Source organism: Pseudoneobacillus rhizosphaerae (assembly GCF_917563885.1).
GTDB lineage: Bacteria > Bacillota > Bacilli > Bacillales > Cytobacillaceae > Pseudoneobacillus > Pseudoneobacillus rhizosphaerae.
On record NZ_CAKJTG010000034.1, the window covers coordinates 1 to 25,628 of the forward strand.

Consider the following 25,628-nt stretch of genomic DNA (forward strand, 5'->3'; position numbering starts at 1 on the left):
TATGCTCACTAATTATATAGAAGGTATTGGGTGGTAAATAAGCTGTCGATTAGTGGTAAATTTCTTGTCATTCTTTGGTACAAAACATGTCATTAGTGGTACATTCCTATGGCCGTAATCAGAATGTGAATAAATGGACTGGAAACCAGATCGAAAAGCGAAAAAACCAATATATAAACAACTTGCGGAATATATTGAAAATGGTATCGCAGATGGAACTTTTCCTCCAGATAAACCGCTACCTTCAGAGAGATACTTAGCTAAAGAGCTGAATATCAATAGGAGTACTGTGGTATCTGCCTATGATGAGCTTGAAGCAAATGGGCTTATTCAAAGAAATCGTGGAAGTGGTACTACGATAAGTAAGGATATATGGGGGATAACTAAAAAACGTATACCGAGCTGGAATAGATATATAGAAGCAGGTACGTTTTTGCCTAATTTACCGGTCACTCAAAGAATACGTAAAGAAATGGAAGAACAAAAACTAATCAATTTAGCTAGCGGGGAATTATCGGAGGATCTTATACCGATGAACGCCTTAAGAGAAATCACTTCAACTAGGTCTTTTATCGGTAGGTTGGGGTATGACCATCCACAAGGGAATGTGATATTAAGATCTACGATTACTAAGCATGTGAAGGATTATCGAAATATTGAAACAAATCCTTCGTCCATTCTCATTACTTCTGGAGCACAACAAGCTTTACATTTAGTCGTCCAATGCTTATTAAGGCCAGGTGACGCGGTGGTGATTGAAGATCCATCATATCATTATAGTTTACCAATATTTAAATCAGCAGGGCTAAAAACTTACTATTTACCAGTTAATAGCGATGGTTTTGATCCGAATGAATTACTAGAATTACATAAAAAACATCGGATCAAAATGATCTTTTTAAATCCAGCTTTTCAAAATCCAACAGGCACTTTGCTAAAAGAAAATCAACAGAAAGCCATTTTGGAAATATCTTCTGAACATGGGATTCCTATAGTGGAAGATGACCCGTATAGTTTAACGTCTTTTAAAGGAGAACAAGTTTCAACCTTAAAATCACTGGATAAACACGGTAATGTCCTATATATTAGCTCTTTATCGAAGATTGTTGCTTCTGGTTTAAGGATTGGGTGGATTATTGGACCAAAATCGGTAATAGAGAGGTTATCGGATGCCAAACAGATAATCGATTTTGGTCATGCTAGCTTTACGCAATGGATTGCAAATGATTTTTTAGAATCAGTTCATTTTAATTCTCATATTAAAAGACTAGTGAAAGAATTAGAATTAAGAAGAAATCAAATTATAGTAAGTCTTAATCATTTTTTATATGACCAAGTGGAGTTTACTATTCCTCAAGGTGGAATCCATCTTTGGTGCAAATTAAAAAGGGATATAGATGAAATGAAACTATTGGAAAATTCTATTAAACTAGGAGTAATCTATGTTCCTGGGACTACAATGGGATCGCAAAAAGGTTATACGAGATTTACATTTGCGAGAGAGAATGTGGAGGCTATAAACGAAGGTATTAAAAGGTTTGCCGAAGCATTAAAAACTATTAAATAACTTTATATTAAGAGAATCATGAGTTCATGCATGGTTCTCTTTATTATTATTTAGGCAAAATTGATTGGGGAGATAGATTTTTAATAACAACCAATAAAATAGCTTATTGACATAAAACAGTATCAGTAGTATCATTATCTCAGATTCGAGATACTTTAATTTGAGATAACCAATTTCGACTTTTGAAGATGATAAGGGAAAGAGTAATTTTTTTATCAAATATCTTGAATTCGAGATAAAACATTAGGAGGAAATGATAATGATGGATTTAGGGTTATTAATAATACGATTGGTAATTGGTGTTTTATTTATTGGTCACGGTGCGCAAAAATTATTTGGATGGTTCGGTGGTTATGGTTTAAAAGGTACTGGAGGTTGGTTTGATTCCATTGGCATGAAACCGGGAGTAACGTTGGCACTTTTAGCAGGATTAACTGAACTGTTTGGTGGATTATTGTTTGCTTTAGGATTATTAACACCACTTGCAGGAATAATGATTGCAGGAACAATGCTAATGGCTATCATCAAAGTCCATGCTCCAAATGGATTATGGTCAACAGCGAATGGATATGAATACAATCTAACTTTACTAGTTGTTGCGATTGGTATAGCTTTAATCGGTCCTGGACAATATGCATTAGATGCATTTTTATTTTAAATATCTCAAGTTGGAGATACTCTAATTAAGAGTATCTCCAAAAGATTTTTATTTTCAAAGTCTGGTCAAAATAAGTTATCGAGCTTAGTTTTAAATGAACGATTTTAATAGAAAAAGGAGTGTTCAAAAATGAGTAAAAAAACAATGGGTATTCACCACATCACTGCGATTGTAGGAAATCCACAGGAAAATGTAGACTTTTATGCTGGTGTTTTAGGTTTGCGTTTAGTGAAAAAAACGGTCAATTTTGATGATCCAGGTACGTATCATCTGTACTTTGGAAATGAAGGTGGAAAACCTGGAACGATTATTACCTTTTTTCCATGGGCAAATGCGTATCAAGGAAAAATTGGTGACGGGCAAGTAGGGGTGACTTCTTACGTTGTTCCTAAAGGTGCTTTTGGATTTTGGGAACAAAGATTAGAAAAGTTTAATGTATCTTTCACGAAAACAGAACGATTTGGAGAGCAGTATTTGTCATTCGATGATCCACATGGACTTCACTTGGAGATTGTTGAAAGAGAAGAAGGCGAAGCCAATACTTGGACTTTTGGCGGGTTAACTCCTGACGTGGCAATCAAAGGTTTTGGGGGCGCAATTCTATACTCCTCACAACCAAATCATACAGCCGATTTGTTAGAAAAGGTAATGGGACTTGATTTCGTTGGAACGGAAGGAGACTTTATCCGTTTCCGCTCTTCATCCGACATTGGGAATATCATCGATTTAAAAGCAACCCCTAGTGGTCGTGGGCAAATGGGTGTGGGTACCGTCCATCACATCGCATGGAGAGCAATTGATGACCAAGACCAATTAGATTGGCAAAAATATGTGGCGGAGAATGGATACGGTGTCACTCCGGTTCAGGATAGAAACTATTTTAATGCGATTTACTTTAGGGAACATGGAGAAATTCTATTTGAAATTGCAACAGATCCTCCAGGATTTGCACATGATGAATCCGTAGCGACGATGGGAGAAAAATTAATGTTGCCACAGCAGTATGAACAATATAGAGGGCAGATTGAAAGAGGTCTACTACCAGTTGAGGTAAGAGAATTAAACTAATTTTATGTAAAGGAATGATCTCTTTGCTTTCTATTGACCCTGTTAATAATACCGAAAGAGAAAACTATAAGTTCTTAATTGGAAGTATTATTCCTAGACCTATTGCTTTTGTCACAACACAATCGAAGGATGGCATTTTAAACGGTGCACCCTTTAGTTATTTTAATATCGTATCCTCCAATCCACCGATGATTTCTTTATCGATTCAACGAACCGCTGTGAGGCAAAAGGATACAGCTAGAAACATCATTGAAACGAAGGAATTTGTCGTCCATATCGTAGATGAACAAAATGTTAAAAAAGTGAATATGACAGCTGCAAGCCTGTCCCCAGACCAAAGTGAAATAGAGCTAGCACAATTAACACCTGTTAACAGTGTAAAAGTCTCCGTTCCAGGAGTTAAGGAAGCGAAAATCAGAATGGAATGTATATTAGAACATGCCTTAGAATTAGGTGGCCAGAATTCACCGGGCTGTGATTTTATCATTGGAAAGGTTGTTCAATTTCATATCGAAAGTGACATTTATGAAAATGGAAGAATTGACCCAAGAGGACTGGCTGCTGTTAGCCGATTGGCGGGTACTAACTATGCCAAAATAGGTGAGATGTTTTCCATAGAACGCCCTAAATGATAAAAATATAGAGACCCTTTTGAAAAAAAGGTCAAAAAAACGCCCGTCACCATAGGTGAATGGGCGCTTTCTATTTATCTAACTTACATATGCTGACTAACCTTCTCCTCAACAACAAGCTTAGGTCGTTGCTGCCTAAACTTTGCATAAAAGACAGCAGTCATCACAAACGAAATAACCCCAAAAATCACGCACATATATTGAAGACCAACTGCATCCAAGAGAAACCCTGCCATTAACAGAACTATTTGGAAGGTGATGCGGTCCAACATGTTGCGGAAAGAGAAGAATCTCCCGTGGAAGTCTTTTGGTACATTTGTTTGAAAAATCGTTGCCGCTGTCGGGAAGAAACAACCAGCAGAAAAGCCAAATATGAAAAAGCCTACTAACGTTAAAAATGGAATATCGGCAAAATAGAGTATTAGCTGTGATAATCCAATAACTAGTGAGAAGAAAAATAGAATCGAATAAGGTGAGCTTTTTTGATTAATATGTTTCACGATAAAAGCTCCGAGCATAAATCCAATTCCTTCAAAAGTATAGATTAATCCTTTAATGGCCGTACTGTCTTGAATCTCACTAATGTTTATCACGACAAGATTAAATCCACCAAGAAACAACACAGGAACGAGCGTAAGTACAAGGGTCATAAATACAATCGGAAGTCCCTTAACGACTGGAAATACATCTTTAAAGCTAGTTCCCGCTGGAGCTGTTCCTCCCTTAACCACTTTTACAACTTTGGTATCTTCCTCGATATTAATAAACCATGTTAGAAAAAGAAGTGCTAAGTAAGCAACTAAAGACATCACATAAATCATAGATAGTGACATAATCACCAATAAAGCTCCTGCTAAAGCGGTTCCCAATACACGAGAAATTGTGGACACATTCATATGAACCCCATTCAATTGCAATAAATCCTTTTCCTTCACTACTAGTGGAATGGCAGCCTGTAAGGCAGGGAAGTAAAAGGCTGCAGAGAGCTGAAGTAGCACTAGAAAAACAACCATCCACCAGACAGACCCTGTCTGAATCGCAATCAACATAAAAATAACACTTAATGCTCGTGCAAAACCAGAGATAAGCATAACTTTTTTCTTGCTAACCTGATCGGTTATTCTGCCTGCCATGGGTCCTACAGCTATACCAGCAAGTAATCCAGCTGCTAGAATTATAGATTTTAAGAAATCAGAAGGAACTTTTTCTTGCATAAATTCTAAGTTTCCAATAATTCCAAGCCATAAGCCTAAACCAGCGATAAATTCACCAGATAATAATATCCATACATTTTTATTTTTCCACATGGTAGCTCCTCGCGTTCCTATTCAATCGTAACTCTAAAGATACTACAATTTCATTAATAATTGTATAAAAAAGTAAAAAAAGAAAAAACTACCTCAAAAATATCAAACAAAGACAAATTTTGAGGCAGCTATTTTTAGGTTATTACATGATCAACCAATCATAATTTTTCCCTGTGGATGGCGGTAAGGAACTGGTCTTCGCCGCTTTGCAATCGCGAAAGCCACCGTTAACGGTCCTACTCTTCCTGCAAACATCGTAAAAATAATAAGCATTCTACCAATAGGTGATAATTCAGGAGTTAAACCCATCGAGAGGCCAACCGTTGCAAAGGCTGAGTTCACCTCAAATAAAATCATTAAAAAATCTTTTCCGGGTTCGGTAATTGTTAGTAACATGGTTATACCGATAACAAGAAATAATCCACTTACGGTGACTGTAAGTGCTTTTAATATGATTTCAGTTACGATACGACGACGAAATAAAACAACATCTTCTTTTCCTGTTACTTGCGACCACACCGTCCCTAAAAGCGTAGCAAACGTGGTGGTTTTTATTCCACCACCAGTCGAGCCAGGAGATGCCCCAATAAACATAAGAAAAATGGTTAGGAACAAAGTAGAATGTGTTAAATCAGGAATATTTAATGTATTAGCCCCAGCAGTTCTTGCCGTAACGGATTGGAATAAGGCCCCAAGTATTTTCCCTAGCGGCGATAAAGGCTGTAACGTTTTGTCATTACCAAATTCAAAAAGGAATATTAACATCGTTCCGCCTATTGTTAGAATAAAGCTAGTTACCAATACTACCTTGGAATGAACAGATAAACGACGGGTTTCTCGGTACTCATATACTTCATTCATCACAATAAAACCTATTCCACCTAATGTAATCAAAGCGCACACAGTAAGCGTAACTGTTGGATCTGAAACATACGGTGTTAAGCTTCTAAATTCACCCATTAAATCAAAACCGGCGTTATTAAAATTAGAAATAGAATGGAAAATGCCGTAATAAACGGCTTTGCCTACAGACATATCATAAGAAAAACGAATAGATAAAATAATAGCACCAATGATTTCAATTATTGCTGTGAAAATTAAAACCCGTTTAACTAATCTTACAATGCCGGCTATAGATAAATTATTTAACGATTCTTGGAGCAACAATCGATCTTTTAAAGATATTTTTTTACCTAATAGAAAAAAGAAAAAGGTGGCCAAGGTCATAAAACCTAATCCACCAACTTGAATTAGGGATATAATAACTAGCTGTCCGAATGTGGTAAAGGTACTTCCTGTGTCTACGACGACTAGGCCTGTTACACAAGTAGCTGACGTTGCGGTAAACAACGCATTTAATAACGAGAGGCCATTTCCATCAACCGTTGCGATCGGAAGTGTTAACAAGCCTGCTCCGATAAAAATTAAGGTAGCAAAGCCTAAAACAAGAATTTTCGGAGGGGTTATTCCTACTCTTTTATTATTCATTTTTACCTTCCTAGCTGAATAGGATTATTGTGCTAGCCTATTCAAAAAAGATTTGATTAACCATTCTATCCCTTTGTTGATTCTAATAACTTTTCTAGATCTTTATCGACAACAAAGACTTCGATTCTTTCCCCCGTTTTCGTACTAATATCACTATGGCTGGATAATACTTTACAACCAGTATACTGCTCGACAATTTCTTCAATGTTGTTACTATACATTTCTCGAAGTACTTGTCGCATTTGTTTAACAAGTATTCTTCCTTTTTCATGGTCAACTAAATGTTTTTCCTCGACGGTTAGAACCCCTTTGAAACGGGCTATTACCATATCTTGAACAATGTACGTTTTTGTTTCCTGTGGTCCTCTTCCAATCAAATCTCTTTGTAGCTTAATAAATGACTCACTTAGATCTGCTTCCAGCTTTCTCTTTTTAGCATTCATCCTTATTTCCTCCCGAATACTTGTTAAACGCTATACTTGAAATACTAAAGGGTGTTTCTTTAATAAAATTTGAGAATCCTCCCACACGAACCGAACGACTATTTTATAAGTATATCGATCGGGATATTCTTTAATATTTTCCGGAACGTTAAGTACAAAAGGCAGTATATCCTTTTTATTTGGTAAACACTCTCTTGAGCAATAAACAGAACTACTAGTTAACAATTCTTCTGTATCGTTATCTTGTTCATATCTGACTAAATCAATTTCATATCGCTTTAAAACGTTCTTGAAAAATCTACCCTTAATCTCCAAGTGGCCATCTATTGCTTTACCAAATGTATGCTCTTCTTGATCAAGATACACCACTGCTGTGGGCAAAATGATTCCGAACTTTTTAATATAGTTAACTAACATCTCAATCACCTTTTTCAAAATTTTTCTACCATAGTATTAAAAAAAGACCAACGTAAACTCTTTCCCGAAGCTGAATAAAAGGGCATTACATATAGGCTCTTATAAAAAGCCAATGGATGCAATGTACTCACTTCCTCATTCAACCATGTTGGAAAAAAGTATACATTGGTCTACTTAACGCCTAGCAAGCTAAGAAACTCTCTACGCGTTCTGTCTCCCTAGTACCTTTTTCGAAAATAGGCATAATAAAAAGACCTACTTTATTCTCCAAGCTGCTTTCATGCTGTTACATATAAATAACAACAAAAAAACCGCCTGAAAAAGGTGGTCTATAGACCTCCTTCGCTTAGCCGACGAAGTTAGCTGACGGGTAGGATGGCGAAAGAGTAATCTCATCCCTTCTACATAAGTAGAATTAACCCCAATTAGTGGTTCCTCCGTTCTCCATTTGGAGATTGGGCCGAATTATTTAATTTGATGTTTACGTGCCCTATTCTACTCCGACCTGTTAGCAATGTAAATTAATAAATTTAACCGAATTCAACGATATTTAACTCTATTTCATACGGAATCTCTCTTTATCTCAATATCTCATATGAATTCAAAATATCCATTAAAATGGTTTTAAGATCATCAGAGAAATGATAATGATAAAAATACCATTTTCAATATATTCACACATAAAAAGCTTTCTAGATAAACCGTAATATTCATCCGGAATATTTTCACCTTGGTGAGATTTTAATAGGGCCTTAATTGGCTTTGATCTAGGCGATAGGGCAAGTGGTCCCATCGCTAATGCAATCAAAAATAGAATAAGACTTGTGACATACCAACCCATATAAAATAGGCTTGTGTTTAAGATACCCATGAGTATGCCAGTGACTAGTAATAAAATACCGCCAATCATGACAAAAATATGTAGTTTATGTCTAACTGCGTAAGAATGTCTTAATTCGGTCATGTTTTTTCCCGACTTTACAACTGTTGTTAAAATAAAGCCTGGTCCCATCCCTAAAATGGCGGAAAAGATATGTAAAAAGACAAGAACCTTGTAAAAACTAATCATTTCTTTCCAAACCTCCGTTCACTACAACTATACATTTTATCACAAACAGACAAAAAAATTGGTATACAGGCCGCATAAATTTATATAATTGGAAGGATTATGCATTTTTTGATGGAATTCTTTAAGAGAAACTTTACCCTTAACTAAATTTTATAGGTTGTAAAGGGTGAAAGGAATTTTTTTGGCCATATAGGAGGGGTACAATTGTCAGAATTTAAAATAAGACATGGAAGCACCGCTGACATCAATTTTTTATGGGAAATGTTATATCAAGCTATTTATGTTCCTGAGGGACATACACCACCTTCAAAAGAAATAATCAATGAACCTCATATAAAACAAATTTTAGAAGGGTGGGGAAGAAGCGGAGATTTATCGTTAATTGCAATGGATATCTCCAATCAACCCGTTGGGGCAGTGTGGATTCGATTATTCAGTGAGGATAATAAAACCTTTGGATATGTTGACCAAGAAACCCCGATTCTAGGAATCGCCCTACATCCTCATGCTCGAGGAAAAGGTATAGGAACATTACTAATAGAAGCAGTTTTAAAAGAGGCTAAGGAATTGGGTTATAAAAAAATGTCACTTAGCGTGGATCCAAATAACCCAGCCCTTCGTTTATATGAACGTTTTGGATTTAAAAAAATCGGTGTAGATGGGACATCTTGGGATATGGTAACTGAAATAGTATAAAAAGTTTGTTTACATAAGAAAGGTTGATGAAAAATGAGTGTGTATCCATTTAAAGTTACAACCATAAAAGGGGAAGAAGTAAGTCTTGAGAATTACAAAGGAAAGGTTTTATTAGCCGTCAATACCGCAAGTGAATGTGGACTTACCCCCCAGTATGCCGAGCTTCAAAAAATCTATGATCAATATAAAGAAAATGGATTTTTTGTATTAGGCTTTCCTTGTAATCAGTTTGGAGGCCAAGAGCCTGGAAGTGAAGAGAAAATTTCTGAGTTTTGCAGCCTGAATTACGGTGTGAGCTTTCCATTGTTTGCAAAAGTAGATGTGAATGGAGAGAATGCACATCCGTTATTCCAATACTTAAAAGAGGAATCGCCAAGACAATCTGAATCATCAGATATCGAGTGGAATTTTGCTAAGTTTTTAATAAATCGAAATGGGCAGGTAGTTGGTAGGTATGCTCCGTCTGTATCTCCGATCGATATCGGTGATGATATTGAGAAATTGTTAGGATAGATATTATATAGGAATATTGAGGTTATAAATCAAAACGGGCTATAGATGCCCGTTTTTTAATTTTCATGGCCAAAACGGTCACTAATCCGTGCTGCTATTCCCCCATTTTTTACTTTTCTACTAATAATAGTTTTAAAAGTACCTCGCAACGTCAATACTGTCTTGTAGTTTGATTTCTTGAGGGAGGCTGCAGGTAAAGTGAAAGAGGAACTAAAAATTTTCTATCATATATTTACAACCACAAAGGATGCAATTGAAAAGTTTATGAATATGTTAGACCCCGTGATTCAAAATGCAATTGATGATCATGAAAGACTTTATTATCACCATATTTTTGAGGAAGAGGAGCAGCGTTTATCTCGTTTAGTAGTGCTCATACCGCTCATTCAAAAATTCCAACAGGAAAAGGAAGAGAAAGATTTTTCACCAACTAATAATGAATTTAATCGGCTTTTACAAGAATTAAATCTCGAAAAATTTGGCCTACATAACTTCGTTGAACATCTTGATTTAGCCCTTTTCCGATTTAAAGATGAAGAACGAAGCACATTATTAAATCAATTAAGGGAAGTTTCCTATAAGGATTACCAACAGGTAAAGGCAATGTTAGCTGAAATTAATGGGCGGTTTGATACGAACTATGTAGATCCCCATGCCTATCATGATGAAGAACATGATCATCTAGACCGCTCAGCGACATCAGCTCCAACAAAAGCCACAACAACAACCAACAGCCGTGGAATGCAACCTAAAAAGGGCTTTACAGTCGGGAGTTTAATATAAAAAAGGAGAGGTAAGAAACATGATGAAATCGCAATTATTTCCAGATGCACCATTAACCGATACAGAATTTACCCAATTGGATAAAACCGTTATTGATGCGGCCCGTAGACAATTAGTGGGACGCAGATTTATTGAATTATATGGACCGCTAGGCAGAGGTGTTCAAAGCATCCCAAACGATGTGTTCACAGAAAACTTTGATGCGAAAATGGATTTCCAGGGATCTTTTGATACCGTAATTGAGTCTAGTAAAAGGGTGAATTTAACGATTCCATTACTTTATAAAGATTTCGTTCTATATTGGCGTGATTTAGAGCAAGCAAAGGTTTTAGATATCCCTGTTGATTTTTCGCCAGCTGCCAATGCAGCAAGGGATGTGGCAAATTTAGAAGACCAGATGATTTTCCATGGAGCAAAGGAGTTTGATATTTCTGGACTGATGAATGTCCCTGGACGTCTAACCCATTTAATAGACGAATGGTATGAGTCCGGAAATGCTTTTCAGGATATTGTGGATGCTCGAAATAAGTTACTTGAAATGGGGCATAATGGACCTTTTGCATTAGTACTCTCACCAGAGCTTTATTCCCTTTTACACCGTGTACATAGAGATACGAATGTGTTGGAAATTGAACATGTCCGTGAATTAGTTACAGATGGAGTGTTTCAATCTCATGTACTTAGAGGAAAAACGGGTGTTCTCGTTAATACGGGTCGTAACAATCTGGACCTTGCCGTTTCGGAGGATTTTGATACAGCTTATTTGGGTGAAGAAGGGATGAGTCACCCATTCAGGGTTTACGAGACAGCCGTTTTAAGAGTCAAACGCCCATCTGCTATTTGTACATTGGAAGATGCGGGAAAATAGCGGGTGATTGTCGATGAATAGAAGAGCTTTTACAGTTGGCTCGCTAATACCGGGGAGTATCATCCCCCAACTAACGACACCCGTTTCTGTAAATAAAGAGTCAATACCAGTATCAACGCCCAAAAAGCCAATCATTATTATGCAAAATAAACGTATATTTGAGATAAAGCAGGTAAAAGGAAAACTATTAGACTCTGCCTTAAGCCAAGGAAAACCGATACAATATAAATGCAGAAAAGGTACTTGTGGGCAATGCACTGTCAAGGTTATGGAAGGTGTTGGACTGACCAATCCTAATAACCTTGAGCTTAAGAAACTAGGAAATGAAATTGCTAATGGCTATCGGTTAGCATGTCAGGCGGATATCATCTAATCAAAAAACGAGGTCCTTTTTACGGACCTCGTTTTATTATGCAAATAACCGCTCATTCATATGAACAATATTATCTTCTACATTGAACGGAAGGGTAATATTATGTTTATTTAATTCCTTCACACTTACATCACGCACAAGCTTTAACGCTTCTCTTTTGAAGGTTTGAGTAACGAACCCTGCATTCACTTCACATAGTTTTTGTAAATATTGAAGTGTATCGCGTACCATCATTTGCTGGATATACGTATTATTTAACTGGCAAATTAATTTATGTTGTAAGCCTTTAATGACCGCAATTTGGTCGACATGGGCAATGATATTGACCCCTTTTTCATCGATAAAACCGAACGAAACATATTGTCCCTTTGAGATATCAACATTCGTAAACACGGGGTTTAGAAAGGTTTCACCTGATGATAACTGAATCATATCAGCTTCGGCTGCTCCACCAATTTTTCGCTTATTTGAAATAACTGTATGAATATCCTTCAACCCAAATAGCATGTTAAACATATGATCCCTCCGCCTAATCCTATCGTGATGTCTATACCCTTATACTAAAGATAATGAGAATCATTGTCAATGTGATTTCGCCATTAAATGTGTCTGTAGTGTGATGGTGTTTATTTCCACTCATTTGAAATAAGATTTGTCCCAACTCTGCTTCATAAAAGTTCCAAAAAAATAGAGGAAAGACGTTTAACCGCCCAACCTCAATTTTTTGTTTCCTTCATTCGAATATAGTCTGAGTGCTGCATAATCATTAACGTATAATTCATTTTTTGTTGCAGTCCCTCTACATTTTTCACTTGCTTCATCGTTTTACGATTGTAGATGGATGCCGATAACTTAGCGCTTGGTGCCGTATATATCGCGTTATCGCTAATAAATGAACCTCCTGGTAAGTAATAACGCATTCCGAGTAGATTTTTTTCATATTGAAAAAGATTGTGGCCAATCATTTGTGATTCATGCTCAATGCCTAATAGATTAAGTAAAGTCGGCATTAAGTCAATTTGTCCTCCAAGCTGTGAATTTGTTTCACCAGTAAAAATGCCTGGAGCCGTGAATAAAACAGGTACAATAAAGCGGTCATTCATATTATATTCGTGTCCCAGCAATGATTTTAAGAGCTTTTTATCATTAGCAGTAACAGGCGCCCCATGTAATCCTGAATGGTCACCATATATGAGGATAACTGAATTTTCATATAGACCACGCTGTTTTAATTGTTCGATAAACAAACCAATTTGTTGATCTGTGTAATGAACGGATTGTAAGTAATTTCCCACATACGTATCGTGAAAACGCTCTGGTAGTTTTAGAGTTTGATAGTTTTTAGGCATTTCAAAAGGTGTATGGTTGGTTAGCGTAATAATATTGGAATACATAAGGTTATGTTTTTTTAATTGCTTTGGCAGCTGTGATTCAACATATTCGAAAAGTACTTCATCTGCAGGACCAAATCCGATTTCTTTTACATTAGGGATCTCTTTGTTTGTATAGACGTAATCAAAACCTAAGGAAGGATACAGTTGATCACGATTCCAGTAGTTAATGTCGTCCGCATGATAGGTGGCAGTGCCGTAACCATTCTTTTCCAACGTGCGAACAAGTGAAGGAATTTCGCTACCATCAATCAAATTCACCGTTGGATCCATCCCCTCAGGATATAAGGAGGTATGCATGAGCCACTCTGCATCAGATGTATTCCCTGCACCTATTTGTTGATAAACATTGTTGAAATAGGCACTATCCTTCAAAAGTGCATTTAAATTAGGGGTTATTTCGTGATTATTAATTTTTAAATTAATCACAAATTTTTGTAAGGATTCTACCTGAATGGTGAATACTTGACGGTTCCTAGCTAGACCGTATGAAGCGTGCTCGGTAAAAGGGACGTAAGAATTTCCTTTCAACTCTTCTATTTTTTGTTCAGACAAATCGTCATTTGAGGCAAGCGCTTTACCGATACTTCGTTCAAATGCTTGAACGATTTGAGATTGAATATAGCCGTGCTTTTTAGCGAAATAAGAAACATCTATTAATGGATATCGGAAAGCGATGATGGTCATCAATAGTCCGAAACAACTAAAACCGATTGCCCAACCCCTTGCATTTGAAAAAGAAAGGCTTCGACCTTCTTTCGAAAAATACCAAATGAGCGGAATAATCAATATAACGTCCAGGAAAAATAAATAATCAAATGGAGTTCCTAAAAGTGCTACAGTGCCACCGACAGAATTAGATTGATAAATTTGTTTGACATCATAATAGGATGGAACAGTTGAAAAATATCTAGTGTAATACAGTACGACAATAAATAAAATCGAAAGAAAGAGATAATAAGTCCAGATCGCTAACCAAGTCCTCTTTTTAAAAATCATTGTAAGAATAATTACCGTAAGAGCCCATAGCGGAAACTCCACTAGTAAAATATGAAAAAATGATTTGTTATCAAAAATAATGATTTGAAATGCAGTTAATTTTATAAACAAAATGATTAAAAGTAAGGAGATTGGATGGAGGCAGTACTTCATAAAATCAATCCCATTCATTTTCATAAAAACAAACACCTCTTCATTAAATAATAATCTATGTATCTTGCAATTAATTATGATTAACAAAATAGCCCAAGAAGAATGCTACCTTGATAAGATTATGCAGGTAAATCAGAATTGTTTCCACCTAAAAGCGATTTTAATAAATCAGCCTGTCCACCTTTAATCATACTAAAAAAGTCCTCATTCAAAAACTTTTTTATCTGTATTTGATAGGTATTTAGTTGAATCATAGTGAGAAAACGATTTGGAGAAGGAAAAGGCAGAGACACAAAGCGATTTTAAGAAAGGGATGGACGGTATTAAATACGTCATGTCTACTTACATTACAAGTATTAAATGGAATGTTCTTCCCATGTATTCATATTGGAATTAATACCTTAATTTTAAAAAATACCGATGAAGCATTTGTGGGTCGTGTAAATGGAGTACTAAGTCCGTTGTTCATGGGGATGATGGTAATTGGTATGTCTGTAGCTGGGGTTGTAAAGGTTCCTCTTACACTATTCGGGGTATATTTAGTTTCAGGAATACTATTATTAATTGGCGTACTTTTAGTAATACCACTTTTTAACTTAAAAGAAGAATCTAAAGTCCAACCAGCAATGGAAGAGCAAAATTAAAGTGACTATCTGTCGGGCTCGTATGAAATGTACGAGTATTTTTCTATGGAAAAGTGCCTTTTAAAATAGTATTTGTGGATATAAATTTAAATGTTGTAAAAACTAACAATAAATCGTAAAAAGGTTAGGGGAATACCATGGAATTAATGAAACCAATCAACATAAGTTCAACTAAGTTAAGTTCTGATAATCCATTTACAGCAGTTGAAATGGGAAAGCTTTGGGCTACATATGTGGGCAATAGTATGTCAAATCAGATATTGAAGTATTTTCTTAAACATGTAGATGATGATGATATTAGGATCTTATTGGAAAATAGCTTGGCGCTTACGGCCGATTTTATGAAGAAAATTGAAAAGTTCTTTTCTGACGAAGATTTCCCAATCCCCGTCGGATTTTCAGAAGAAGACGTCAATCTAGGAGCACCTAGGCTGTTCGAAGATCAATTTTATGTCCATTATTTGAAATATGCCTCGAAAGCGGGGCTCAGTATATACGCCATTGCGGTTCCACTCATGATGAGAGAAGATGTAAGGGAATTCTTTATATATTGTAATAAGTGCACAACGATCCTTCTGGGTCAAATAAATAACATTTTAATGGATAAAGGATTTATCATAAAAGCTCCGTTAATACCTGTGCCTAAACGTGTAGACTTTATAGAAAAGGAAAATTATTTGAATGGTTTTTTTGGTGAGGTTCGGGAATTGCATGCGCTTGAAATCACACATCTTTATGATAATATCGAAAACAACATCACGAGCAAGGCACTTTTAACGGCTTTCAGTCAAGTTGCCAAAAATAAAAAAATACAATCTTTCTTTCTAAGAGGGAAAGAAATTACAGATAGAGAAGTGCAACATTTTCAGGATAAGCTCCATAAAGAAAATTTGCCTTTTCCATCACAGATTGATCATTTAATTACAACCTCTACCTTTTCACCCTTTTCAGATAAAATTATGCTGTTTCATAAAGTGGATATGTTTGCGATAAAAATAAGGTCCTTTGCAAATTCAATGGCCGTGAACGGGCGAAGAGACATTGGATTAATGTATATGAAATGTCTAACTGAAGTAACCTTGTTTGTCGAGGATGGGGCAGCGATGATGATTGAAAACGGTTGGATGGAACAACCGCCAAAGGCGATTGATAGAACAGATTTAACATCAAACTAGTTGTTATAGTAAAAAGACCCAGCAATTAACACTAATAACGGGTTCTCTTTTGGAGTGCAAAATCATAAATACCAGTACAAATAATGGAGTACAAAGCATGGTGATTTTCATCATGTTTTTGTGCTTCTGAATATTATCCGTGATATTTCAAGGGCGTAATAATTGGAATTACACTATCAGTTTAAGATGGGCAATCAGATCAACCAACATCCGCTCTGATTAATAGGCGGATAAATTCCGCTTATTTAGTCAAAAGCATTGAAAATGGCTTAAATAGACGGAGATATTTCGCCTATTGTCAGGAATAACATGAAAATGGGGGATTTTTCTTGGCATAAGCGGAAAAACTTCGCTTATTTAGCCCGAAACGTGCTCCATTCTGATTATAACCGGAAAAACTCCGCTTCTTTTTCTTTCGCTGGTCACTTTATTAAGGACAAGGCTTCTTTCTCCCTGGTACATCTATTTTTATGTTTGAAAATATGCCATTCCTATCAAATTTAACGAAGTATTAACAACGTTTTAGCATATAAACTAACATTATGAGAATGTTCATTCTCACTTTGCTAATCGGATTGCTAATGACCGTGTTAATTCTTAAATTAAAATGTCATAAACGTTTTTATACCAATAAAAAAATAACATGCTAAATCATATGTGATTTAACATGTTATTTGAGGTGTTTTTTCATTTTTTGCAATCTAAAAGAGAACCAGTTATTAACACTAATTGGAGGTCTCTTTACTATATGGCTTAAAACGTTATGCCAACTGCTGTTCAGCAAACTCACGATATAAATTATGTGTCCTTACTAGCTCCTGATGAGTCCCAATGCCCGTAACTCGACCTTTTTCTATGAATACAATCTTATCAGCATCAACAATCGTTGATAATCGGTGGGCTATCACGAAGGTGGTTCGTCCTTCCATTAAGCGCGTTAAAGCCTGTTGGACTACCCCTTCAGATTGGCTATCTAAGCTTGCCGTTGCTTCATCCATCATGAGAATTTTAGGATTTCGTAAAAAAGCACGAGCAATTGCAATCCGTTGTCGTTGCCCACCAGATAATTTCACTCCACGCTCACCAACTTCGGTGTTTAATCCTTCTGAAAAGGATTGGATAAATTCATCAGCATACGCCATTGTGGCCACTTCCCATAAACGTTCATCTGAAATATGTTCCATTTCCAAGCCATAACATAAATTTTCACGAATGGTACCAGCCATCATGGCACTTTCTTGAGAGACGTAACCAATTTGACTACGCCAGGTTGCAAGCGATAAATCGGTAATAGGGATGTCCCCAATTCTAATTTCACCAGATGTAGGCTCATAAAACCGTTCGATTAAAGCAAACATCGTGGTTTTACCACCACCACTTGGTCCCGCAAAGGCAATCATTTCACCAGGCTGCGCTTCAAACGAGACATTTTCAATGACCGGCTCTTCTTCACTATAGGCAAACGAAACGTTACGGACATAGATGGGTTTATTTGTAATATCCATTTCTAAACCGGTTTGACCCTCTTCTAACTTCAATTCTAAAATATCGATAATCCGCTCTGTTGCGCCTTTTGCTTTTTGAAGCTGAGTAAAAAACATCGCAAAAGAGGTGATTGGAAAAATGATTTGAAATAGATACAGAAGGAAGGCAACAAGTGAACCTGTTGACATCGATCCATTTGCTACACGCATCCCACCATATCCAATAATCATGACAATCACAATCATAATGACTAGGTACATAAGAGGCGCAATTAAAGCCGTAATTCGAGCTTCCTTCAATCCAAATCCTAGTAATTTATCAATTCCCGTTAACCCTTTTGTTTCTTCATTAAGTTCAGCAGTAGAAGATTTCATTAAGCGTATCTCACTAAGTGTTTGTCCTATCTCACCTGTAAAAACAGCGGTTTCATCCTGTAAACCACGCGAGATTTTCGCCATTTTTCGTCCAAGTGGCATCATAATAGCCATTGTGATTGGAACAGAAATGAGCATCACCAAAGTCATTTTCCAATCCATAACGAGTAAAATGACGACCGCACCAATGATAGAAATAATCCCAGTGATGAATTGAGGGAAATGGTCCGATATTAAAGCACGAACAACAGACGTATCATTAACGACACGACTTACTGTTTCCCCACTAGCTTGCTGGTCAAAATAGCTAACAGGCAAACGAATAAGCTTAACCCACATCCGTTCACGTAGTCTAGCAACAATCTTTTGGCCAACATAACTGAGTAGGTAAATGGAAATCCCACTAATAATCGCTTGGACTATAAAAGCTATTCCAATCCCAATGATGAGGGGAACACTTAAAGCTGAAACTGAAAAACCATCAACTAAGTTTTTGGTAAGTACGGGTACTAGAAGTCCTGTAAGAGTAGTGATGAGGCTTGCCGATAACAATTCCTAATGCAAGCTTAGGGATTTTTGTTGATAATAGGAGGGAGATAAAGGGTTTTAACCCAGTTGATTTTTCATTCATTTAGAAAAACTCCTTTTTAACTTCGACCTATTTAGCTTATAACTATTGATCTCTATTCGTCAATTTGAATCCTAGGCTATCAAATTCAAACTATTTCGCGAATAATGAAAGTTATTTACTAGAAATAGAAACTCAGATAAGATTTTTCAGGAGAAACTAATATAGGAATTAAAGTTTGAAAGGCAGTGTTATGATTGAAATCCTTTTTTAAAAATTATCGATTCACGGCAATCTTGCTTTCGGCCATTATAATGGGTGGAGCGGCAGGTTTGATTTTTGGAGAAAAGACAGCAGTCGTGAAACCATTTGGAGATTTATTTCTCAACTTAATGTTCATGATTATTGTCCCGTTAGTATTTTTTAGCATCGCCTCAGCCATTTCAAATATGAATGGAATGAAGCGGCTTGGAAAAATAATGGGCAGTATACTAGTGGTATTTTTGGTGACAGCCTCTGTTGCGGCTATTCTTGGGTTAATAGGCGCATCCATCATTAAGCCTATTGAAAACACAGATATTGATGCATTAAAAGCAATGATGAGCAGTACTGACACAACCAATCAGGAGCAAATTCCTTTCTTAAGTCAGTTAGTTAATACCTTCACTGTACCTGATTTTCATTTACTACTATCCAGAAGTAATATGCTTCAGTTGATTGTATTCTCGCTTTTATTCGGAATCTCAACGGCAATGGTTGGTGAAAAAGCGAAACCAGTCGCAGATTTCTTGTCAGCTGCTACGGCTGTCATGATGAAGATGGTTAATATTGTGATGTATTATGCACCGATTGGACTTGGCTGTTATTTTGCAGCAGTTGTCGGAGAGTTGGGTCCACAGATTCTAGAAGGATATGCAAGATCCTTCGTCCTTTATCTCATTCTCACTCTTCTTTATTATTTTGGCTTCTTCACTCTTTATGCCTTTATAGCAGGTGGGAAAGTTGGGGTAAAGCTCTTTTGGAAAAATGCCATCACACCATCAGTCACCGCGATTGCTACTTGTTCAAGTGCAGCTTGTATTCCAGTAAACCTAGCAGCTGTTAGAAAGATGGGAGTACCAAAAGATATTGCTGAAACCATTATTCCGCTTGGAGCTAACACCCACAAAGATGGTTCCGTTTTTGGAGGCGTGCTGAAAATTGTTTTCCTTTTTGCTTTGTTTGGAAAGGACTTAACAAGCATCCCCAATATATTGAGTATTCTTGCTGTATCCTTTTTAGTTGGTGCAGTGATGGGGGCTATTCCAGGTGGCGGAATGATCGGCGAAATGCTCATTATCAGCATTTATGGATTCCCACCTGAAACACTACCGATTATCGCTGTTATTAGTACGATAATAGATGCCCCAGCGACCCTACTTAATTCGACTGGAAATACGGTATGTGCCATGCTTGTTACACGATTGGTGGAAGGAAAGAATTGGATTAGCAATGCTTTGAAAAATAAACAATTTACTTAAGAAAATAAGTCAGTACAGAATGGGTGTCAGAGTATCGTGTAAATAACGATACATGGCATCTATTTTTTGTTTATCCCTGATCATAATGCTACATAAATCTATTACTACGAGTATGGATTGTAATATATTAAAATATATACTCCACAAAAAATGAGGTAACAATATGATTATTTGGATAAATGGAACTTTCGGATCGGGTAAAACAACAACTGCTTACGAACTACAAAAACGAGTGGAAAATTCATTCGTTTTTGATCCCGAAAGATTTGGATACGTATTAATGAAAAATGTGCCTAAAGAAATCTCCAAAGATGATTTTCAAGATTATCAGATTTGGAGAGACACAAACTACCTTTTGTTAAAACAAGTAACAGAAGCTTACAAAGGAATAATTATCGTACCTATGACGCTTACCAATGAAAAATATTTTAAAGAAATTATCGGTAGATTAAGAGAAGATGGTATTACCGTGAAGCATTTTACCTTATCAGCTTCAAAAAAGACGATTGCAAAACGATTAAGAAAAAGATTGGAAGGCGAAAATTCATGGGCATATCAACAGATGGACAAACGCTTGAGCAGTTTATCCAAGGATACGTTCCAAGAACATATTCATACTGATTCATTGTCGATTGAGGAAGTTGTCGAAAGAATAGCAAAGTTATCATCAATGGAGCTACTTCCAGATCGAAGAACAAAGGTTAGGAAAGTACTTGATAGGTTTAGTATAAGGTTGAAGGAAATCGGTTTATTAAAGTAGTCACAGGTGATGGCTCTCCCAGCTAAGGGAGGGCTATCTCCTTTTTTTTTATGGAATTGCAAGCAAATACAAGGTTGTTTTGTCCATCATAGCCTCCATGATGGACAATTTACTTTTACCCAATGATAATGATTGACTTAAAAAATGTTTTAAATTATAGTACTGTACATGAATAGTTAAACAATTGAACTATTAAATAGTAGAATGAATGACAGAAGAGGTGAATATATAAAAATGGCAGAAACAAATATTAAAGATTTAGTCGATCGTTATATTGCCGTGTCCCAATCTGTAGAGAAAAAAGCTGGGGCTCTTGTCAAAGGGCAAATCGGCAGTGATCTTACAAATGACCAGCATTTTACCCTTAGGTATATGAATCAAGTTGGTACCTGTACATCTTCAGAATTAGCGGAAGTATTTGATGTGCAAAAGAGTGCAATAACGGCCATCATCCAACGTTTATGGGAAAAGGGTTTAATTGAAAGAACACGAGATGAAAAGGACCGTCGTGTCGTGTATTTGACCTTAACAGAAAAAGGGAAGGATTTATATTCCCAATGTGAAAAGAGAATTCACAACCTTGTAGAAGGACTAATTACAAAATTTGAACACCACGAAATCAATCAATTTATCAATACCTTTGAAAAGCTTAACCAAATTTTAATAAACTACAAGTTGGAGGAGTAGCTCGTGAATTTTATTATTAAAAATAAATGGTTTGTCCTACTTGCCTGGATTGTCATTGTCGCTGGGCTATTTATGGCTGCTCCAAATATGGCTGAGCTTGTTCGGGAAAAGGGTGAAATCACTGTTCCTGATGGCTATTCTTCCACATTAGCGGAAGAAATCATGGCAGAAGTAAATGATGAAAATGGCTCCCAGGTAGCTCTTGTTTTTCATAATGAGAAAAAGCTAACAGCGGATGAGATAAAAGAAGTAGAAAAAGCAATCCACCAGCTAGAAGCTAACAAAACGGAGCTTGGTATTACAGAAATATTGAGTCATTTTAACGAAGAAGCCTTAAAGGAACAGCTCGTTTCAAAAGATGGAAAGTCTATCTTAGCTTCCGTTACAGTGGAATTCAAAGACCGGACAGCGACTGAAGTCAGTGATGCTTTATATGCGGCCATTGATGATGTTGATGTTGATCATTATTACACAAGTGGTTGGATGATTAGCGAAGACTTAATGAAAAGCTCTGAGGAAGGGTTGAAGAAAACAGAGGGAATTACCCTAGTCTTTATTTTAGCGGTATTACTTCTTGTGTTTAAATCACCTGTTGCGCCAATTATCCCCGTTTTAACAGTTGGTTTTTCTTATTTAGCGTCACAGTCGATTGTATCGATGTTAGTGGACAAATTTGATTTTCCAATCTCGAACTATACGCAAATTTTCTTAGTAGCGATTCTATTTGGTATCGGAACAGATTATTGTATTTTATTACTAAGTCGTTTTAAAGAAGAGTTAGCACAACATGAAAGTGTTGCCGAAGCGATTGTAGCAACGTATCGTAACGCTGGACGCACAGTTTTCTTTAGTGGCGTGGCCGTTATGATTGGATTTGCAGCAATCGGGTTTTCGAAATTTATTCTTTACCAATCAGCTGCGGCGGTTGCAGTCGGGGTTGCACTTCTCTTAGTGGCTCTGTTTACAATCGTACCGTTTTTCATGGCGGTTCTTGGTAAGAAAATTTTCTGGCCATCAAAAGCAAAAGCAGAGCATGGTGAAAGTAAGATTTGGGCGTTTTTTGGAAGGTTTTCACTTGCTCGTCCATTTTTAGCGTTATTAGTAGTGGCCTTGATTTGTGTACCTTTCCTAGTTAAGTATGATGGAAAAATTTCATTTAACCAATTAGAAGAAATAAGTGGCGATGTGAATTCGATTAAAGCCTTTAATGCAATTGCCGATAGCTTCCGAGCAGGCGAATCGATGCCAACTAAAATCGTGTTAAAAAATGATGAAGAAATGGATTCTGTGGAATACATTGGTCTAGCAGAAAAAATTAGCCAAGAGCTAGAAAAAGTTGATCAAGTAGATACGATTCGTTCCGTCACTAGACCAACTGGAGAACCAATCGAGGATTTCTTTGTGGCTAAGCAAGCAGAAACACTCGAAAAAGGTTTAGGAGAAGGGAAAGAAGGCCTTGAAAAAATTAGTGAAGGTCTAAATGAAGCGGGAAGTGAATTATCCAAATCTGCACCTGAATTAGAAGGAGCAGCAGACGGAATTAATGAATTAATTTCTGGCACAAGTGAAATTAAAAATGGATTAACAGAAATTCAAACCAACCTTGCTAAAATTGAATCTGGTATTCGCCAAGGTACGGCTGGTTCGAATCAGCTTAAGAAGGGATTAGCGGATGCAAAAGCGGGAGCAGAGGAATTATTAGCAGGCTATCAACAAATTCTAAAAGGCTATAAAGATATTAATGGGAATATAGGAAACTTAGAAAAAGAATACACGAAAATTGGTAGTGGTTTACAATCTTTAACAACTGCACTGAACCAAATTACGTCTTCTGACTTCACGGATTTAGAAAAGAAATACGAAGGTGTGGCAGGAGAAGCACAATATCAAAAAATTAAAGGGACGGTTCAAGCCTTACAACAGCAAATGTCACCACTTTCTGCTGGCTTAACTCAGCTAAATACTGGACTATCCCAAATTAATGGCGGGATGACAAAAGCAAATGTAGGCTTCGAGCAAGCGTTAGCCGGTCAAAAAGAACTAGCAGGTGGTCTTGAACAATTAATTAAAGGAATTGAGCAACAACAAGCAGGCTTAAACAAGCTAGCGGATGGTCAAGGACAAATTGTTTCTAATATGCCAAAGCTAACAGGGGGTTTAGGGGAAATTAATCAAGGCCAAGAACAGTTACTAGCTGGTTTTGGTGATCTTGGTGGGCAATTAACCCAATTAACAGATGGTCTTGATCAAAGTGCGAAAGGGCTAAATCAAGTTTCAGAAGGGCTGGGCTCAGCTCAGGATTATTTATCTGGTTTAACTCAATCCAATTCAAATAGCTTTTATTTACCAAAAGAAGTACTAGATAGTGAGGAATTTGAGCAGGCACTGAACGTCTATATGTCAAAGGACCGAAAAGTCATGACATTAGATGTCATCTTTAAAGCGAATCCTTATTCCAATGAAGCGATTGATCAAGTGGCTGAGGTAGAAGCAGCAGTCAAAAGAGCAACCAAGAATACAAAGCTTGAAAATGCTACTCTTGCAATCGGCGGAATGACAAGTGTGAATGCCGATTTACGTACCGTTTCAGGTGATGATTACTCTCGAACCGTTGTGCTTATGTTAGTCGGAATCTCAATTATCCTAGTATTCTTATTCCGTTCTATTATTATGCCAATCTATATTATCGGTTCATTAATCTTAACGTACTTTACATCAATGGGTATCAACGAAGTAATCTTTGTGAATATCCTAGGTTACACAGGAATTAGCTGGGCCGTTCCATTCTTCGGCTTCGTTATCCTGGTGGCACTAGGTGTCGATTACAGTATTTTCCTAATGGACCGTTTTAATGAATATAAGGATCTATCAGTCGCTGATGCAATGATGATTTCGATGAAAAAGATGGGGACAGTTATTATTTCCGCAGCTATCATCCTAGGTGGAACCTTCGCGGCGATGATGCCATCTGGAATGTTATCGTTATTACAGATTGCTAGTATTGTATTAGTTGGATTATTTCTTTACACATTTGTTGTTTTACCAATGTTTATCCCAGTTATGGTGAAGAACTTTGGAAATGCAAACTGGTGGCCGTTTAAAAGAGCATAGAATCATTAGTTGACGCCTCCTAATAGGAGGCGTCTTTTTGTTGACAATAAACAAACGTAATTATATTATGTTTAGTATATTACAAACAATATTAGGAAGTGTTTATATAAAATGCAAACTTCAGAGCAGTTCTGGAATGCTTCGCCTGAGGAGCTAAAGAAAGGGTATATAGAAGAATCTGAGCATTATTTATGTTTGCTTTGTGGAAAGAAAATCGAAAAGGGGATTATTTATCCTGAAGACGACGTTTTGTATGAGGCAGAAAGATTTACCCGTCTTCATATCGAAAAAGACCATCAGTCCGTGTTTAACTATTTAATAAACCTTGATAAAAAGTTAACGGGTCTTACTGATCACCAAAGTCGTCTCCTACGGCTATTTTTCGAAGGAAAAACAGATACTGAGGTTCAAAAGGAAATGGAAATTGGAAGTGCAGCAACAATTAGAAATCACCGCTTTGTTTTAAAAGAAAAAGAGCGCCAAGCAAGGGTATTCTTGACGATGATGGAGCTACTTAAAGAAAAAGATCAGCATGCACCAAAATTCCTTCCCCCTCACAAGACAGCGAAAATGATAGATGACCGCTATAATGTGACCGAAAAAGAAAGAGAAGGCATCATTAAGAAGTATTTTCCTGAAGGTCCAACTGGTCCTTTAAGTAAATTTCCCCTAAAAGAGAAACAAAAGCTTGTTGTCTTAATGGAAATTGCTAAAGGCTTTTATCCTGAGCATATCTATGATGAAAAAGAAACAAATGAGATATTGCAATCCATTTATGATGATTACGTGATTTTACGAAGATACTTAATCGAATATGGCTTTTTAGATAGAAAGAATGATGGTAGCCAATATTGGTTGAAAAAATAGAAGGTAGGTTAT

The 25,628-nt window shown here is 36.6% G+C and carries 24 protein-coding genes, 1 pseudogene and 1 riboswitch; of the genes and pseudogenes, 16 read left to right on the plus strand and 9 right to left on the minus strand.

Features of this window, described 5'->3' with window-relative positions; translation table 11 throughout:
• Window positions 1-133: 133 nt before the first annotated feature.
• From pdxR to LRP83_RS20650, 4 genes are all read left to right on the plus strand, one after another.
• The gene (gene pdxR / locus LRP83_RS20635; protein WP_230498661.1) at window positions 134-1,567 is read left to right on the plus strand and encodes a MocR-like pyridoxine biosynthesis transcription factor PdxR; all 1,434 of its coding nucleotides are present in this window, start codon (window positions 134-136) and stop codon (window positions 1,565-1,567) included.
• Between the two features lie 259 nt (window positions 1,568-1,826).
• Window positions 1,827-2,225, plus strand: a complete 399-nt coding sequence (locus LRP83_RS20640) for a DoxX family protein (RefSeq protein WP_230498662.1) — start codon at window positions 1,827-1,829, stop codon at window positions 2,223-2,225.
• A gap of 129 nt (window positions 2,226-2,354) precedes the next feature.
• Window positions 2,355-3,293, plus strand: coding sequence for a ring-cleaving dioxygenase (locus tag LRP83_RS20645; protein ID WP_230498664.1), 939 nt, complete (start codon window positions 2,355-2,357; stop codon window positions 3,291-3,293).
• A gap of 23 nt (window positions 3,294-3,316) precedes the next feature.
• Window positions 3,317-3,925 carry a flavin reductase family protein gene (locus tag LRP83_RS20650; protein ID WP_230498665.1) on the plus strand — a complete coding sequence of 203 codons (609 nt, stop codon included), beginning with the start codon at window positions 3,317-3,319 and terminating at the stop codon, window positions 3,923-3,925.
• Window positions 3,926-4,008: 83 nt separating this feature from the next.
• Here the strand turns inward: LRP83_RS20650 and LRP83_RS20655 are convergent, their stop codons facing one another.
• The 5 genes from LRP83_RS20655 to LRP83_RS20675 all read right to left on the minus strand — a co-directional run bounded on the left by LRP83_RS20655 (window position 4,009) and on the right by LRP83_RS20675 (window position 8,649).
• Window positions 4,009-5,232: an MFS transporter gene (locus LRP83_RS20655; RefSeq protein ID WP_230498667.1), complete on the minus strand. Its 1,224-nt coding sequence runs from the start codon at window positions 5,230-5,232 to the stop codon at window positions 4,009-4,011.
• Window positions 5,233-5,382: 150 nt separating this feature from the next.
• Entirely contained in the window at window positions 5,383-6,720 is a 1,338-nt protein-coding gene (locus tag LRP83_RS20660) for a TrkH family potassium uptake protein (protein WP_230498669.1), read from the minus strand.
• A gap of 65 nt (window positions 6,721-6,785) precedes the next feature.
• A complete protein-coding gene (locus tag LRP83_RS20665; RefSeq protein WP_230498670.1) occupies window positions 6,786-7,163 on the minus strand; it encodes a Na-translocating system protein MpsC family protein in 378 nt (125 codons plus the stop codon).
• Window positions 7,164-7,193: 30 nt separating this feature from the next.
• On the minus strand, window positions 7,194-7,598 hold the full coding sequence (locus tag LRP83_RS20670) for a hypothetical protein (RefSeq protein ID WP_230498672.1): 405 nt from the start codon (window positions 7,596-7,598) through the stop codon (window positions 7,194-7,196).
• Between the two features lie 314 nt (window positions 7,599-7,912).
• Window positions 7,913-8,052: riboswitch (cyclic di-AMP (ydaO/yuaA leader) on the minus strand.
• Window positions 8,053-8,193: 141 nt separating this feature from the next.
• The gene (locus tag LRP83_RS20675) at window positions 8,194-8,649 is read right to left on the minus strand and encodes a DUF2269 family protein (RefSeq protein WP_230498674.1); all 456 of its coding nucleotides are present in this window, start codon (window positions 8,647-8,649) and stop codon (window positions 8,194-8,196) included.
• Between the two features lie 204 nt (window positions 8,650-8,853).
• Between LRP83_RS20675 and LRP83_RS20680 the strand changes: the two genes are divergently transcribed.
• The 5 genes from LRP83_RS20680 to LRP83_RS20700 all read left to right on the plus strand — a co-directional run bounded on the left by LRP83_RS20680 (window position 8,854) and on the right by LRP83_RS20700 (window position 11,882).
• Window positions 8,854-9,345 carry a GNAT family N-acetyltransferase gene (locus LRP83_RS20680; protein WP_230498675.1) on the plus strand — a complete coding sequence of 164 codons (492 nt, stop codon included), beginning with the start codon at window positions 8,854-8,856 and terminating at the stop codon, window positions 9,343-9,345.
• A gap of 33 nt (window positions 9,346-9,378) precedes the next feature.
• Window positions 9,379-9,858 (plus strand): glutathione peroxidase, encoded by a 480-nt coding sequence (locus LRP83_RS20685; RefSeq protein ID WP_230498677.1) that lies wholly within the window; start codon window positions 9,379-9,381, stop codon window positions 9,856-9,858.
• Window positions 9,859-10,056: 198 nt separating this feature from the next.
• Window positions 10,057-10,641 (plus strand): IMEF encapsulin system ferritin-like cargo protein, encoded by a 585-nt coding sequence (locus LRP83_RS20690; protein WP_230498679.1) that lies wholly within the window; start codon window positions 10,057-10,059, stop codon window positions 10,639-10,641.
• A 19-nt stretch (window positions 10,642-10,660) separates the two neighbouring features.
• The gene (locus LRP83_RS20695) at window positions 10,661-11,509 is read left to right on the plus strand and encodes a family 1 encapsulin nanocompartment shell protein (protein WP_230498681.1); all 849 of its coding nucleotides are present in this window, start codon (window positions 10,661-10,663) and stop codon (window positions 11,507-11,509) included.
• A 13-nt stretch (window positions 11,510-11,522) separates the two neighbouring features.
• Window positions 11,523-11,882, plus strand: coding sequence for a 2Fe-2S iron-sulfur cluster-binding protein (locus tag LRP83_RS20700; protein WP_230498683.1), 360 nt, complete (start codon window positions 11,523-11,525; stop codon window positions 11,880-11,882).
• Between the two features lie 36 nt (window positions 11,883-11,918).
• On the opposite strand, the gene LRP83_RS20705 is transcribed toward LRP83_RS20700, so the two are convergent.
• The 3 genes from LRP83_RS20705 to LRP83_RS23260 form a co-directional block, all read right to left on the minus strand.
• On the minus strand, window positions 11,919-12,398 hold the full coding sequence (locus LRP83_RS20705; RefSeq protein ID WP_230498684.1) for a hypothetical protein: 480 nt from the start codon (window positions 12,396-12,398) through the stop codon (window positions 11,919-11,921).
• 200 nt (window positions 12,399-12,598) lie between these two features.
• On the minus strand, window positions 12,599-14,449 hold the full coding sequence (locus LRP83_RS20710; RefSeq protein WP_230498686.1) for an LTA synthase family protein: 1,851 nt from the start codon (window positions 14,447-14,449) through the stop codon (window positions 12,599-12,601).
• Between the two features lie 95 nt (window positions 14,450-14,544).
• Complete coding sequence (locus LRP83_RS23260) at window positions 14,545-14,679, minus strand: hypothetical protein (RefSeq protein ID WP_290369599.1); 135 nt, start codon at window positions 14,677-14,679, stop codon at window positions 14,545-14,547.
• Here LRP83_RS23260 and LRP83_RS20715 point away from each other — a divergent pair.
• Window positions 14,671-15,069, plus strand: a complete 399-nt coding sequence (locus LRP83_RS20715; protein WP_354002361.1) for a hypothetical protein — start codon at window positions 14,671-14,673, stop codon at window positions 15,067-15,069. The genes LRP83_RS23260 and LRP83_RS20715 overlap by 9 nt on opposite strands.
• Window positions 15,070-15,206: 137 nt before the next feature.
• Entirely contained in the window at window positions 15,207-16,244 is a 1,038-nt protein-coding gene (locus LRP83_RS20720; protein ID WP_230498688.1) for a DUF3231 family protein, read from the plus strand.
• A gap of 761 nt (window positions 16,245-17,005) precedes the next feature.
• On the opposite strand, the pseudogene LRP83_RS20725 reads toward LRP83_RS20720, so the two are convergent.
• Window positions 17,006-18,734 (minus strand): annotated as a pseudogene (locus LRP83_RS20725) (ABC transporter ATP-binding protein).
• Between the two features lie 194 nt (window positions 18,735-18,928).
• On the opposite strand from LRP83_RS20725, the gene LRP83_RS20730 reads away from it, so the two are divergent.
• The 5 genes from LRP83_RS20730 (at window position 18,929) to LRP83_RS20750 (ending at window position 25,616) form a co-directional block, all read left to right on the plus strand.
• On the plus strand, window positions 18,929-20,191 hold the full coding sequence (locus tag LRP83_RS20730; RefSeq protein ID WP_230498690.1) for a dicarboxylate/amino acid:cation symporter: 1,263 nt from the start codon (window positions 18,929-18,931) through the stop codon (window positions 20,189-20,191).
• A gap of 163 nt (window positions 20,192-20,354) precedes the next feature.
• The gene (locus LRP83_RS20735; RefSeq protein ID WP_230498692.1) at window positions 20,355-20,951 is read left to right on the plus strand and encodes an AAA family ATPase; all 597 of its coding nucleotides are present in this window, start codon (window positions 20,355-20,357) and stop codon (window positions 20,949-20,951) included.
• A 234-nt stretch (window positions 20,952-21,185) separates the two neighbouring features.
• Entirely contained in the window at window positions 21,186-21,638 is a 453-nt protein-coding gene (locus LRP83_RS20740; RefSeq protein ID WP_230498693.1) for a MarR family winged helix-turn-helix transcriptional regulator, read from the plus strand.
• A gap of 3 nt (window positions 21,639-21,641) precedes the next feature.
• Window positions 21,642-24,749 (plus strand): MMPL family transporter, encoded by a 3,108-nt coding sequence (locus tag LRP83_RS20745; protein WP_230498695.1) that lies wholly within the window; start codon window positions 21,642-21,644, stop codon window positions 24,747-24,749.
• Window positions 24,750-24,860: 111 nt separating this feature from the next.
• Window positions 24,861-25,616 (plus strand): DUF2087 domain-containing protein, encoded by a 756-nt coding sequence (locus LRP83_RS20750; protein ID WP_230498697.1) that lies wholly within the window; start codon window positions 24,861-24,863, stop codon window positions 25,614-25,616.
• Window positions 25,617-25,628 lie beyond the last annotated feature (12 nt).